The 720-nt window shown below is 64.0% G+C and carries 1 protein-coding gene; it reads right to left on the minus strand.

The window, feature by feature from the left end:
* Nucleotides 1-669: glycosyltransferase family 2 protein (locus tag AC1DTN_RS37790; RefSeq protein ID WP_477925255.1), on the minus strand; the 669-nt coding region annotated here is incomplete at its 3' end.
* Nucleotides 670-720: the final 51 nt, after the last annotated feature.

Here is a 720-nt window from a genome sequence, read left to right on the forward strand (position 1 = left end):
GTAATAGACCTCCTTGATGAAGCGCGTGCGTTCACGGGCGTCACCCATGAGGCGCGGCTTCAGGACATCGTCGGCGAGCGCGCGCGGGCCCAGCTTTTCCTTCGCCTCGGCGTCGCTCCAGCGGTTGTGGCTGGCGATCCACTGGGTGAGGAGGGCCGAGTTCTTGTCGTGCATGAAGCCGTTGAGGCGGCCCGTGGCGGCCTGGCTGATGAAGTGCTGGTCGTACAGGCGGGCCTCGCAGCGCCCGACGCCCGACTTGAAGAGCCGCAGATGCCAGGGGTTGACGCCGCTGTGACGCAGCATCTTGCCCATGAAGTAGTCGCGCCGCCGGATCAGGTAGGCATCGAAGCGCGGCGTGCCGGAAAGCAGGGCCTTGATCTCGCCCACCGCTTCCTCGTCGAGCACCTCGTCGGCGTCCAGGTGCAGTTGCCAGTCGTAGGACTTCTCGACCTGGGCGATGGCCCAGTTGCGTTGGTCGCTGTAGTTGGAAAACGGCCGCTGCACGACAGTGCAGCCCAGCGCTTCGAGGATGGCGGGCGTGCCGTCCGATGAATGGGAGTCGACCGCGAAAACGTGCGGGCTCACCTTCAGGGCTTGCGACACGGTCTCCCGGATGATCGAAGCGGAATTGAAAGTAAGGATGACGACGACGCAGCTAGGTTTGTCCATGGCATTCGGTGCGGTTTGCGTCTGCAGACGGTAGAACTACCGTCGCTGCAG

Source organism: Rhizobium sp. 01T444 (genome assembly GCF_056398305.1).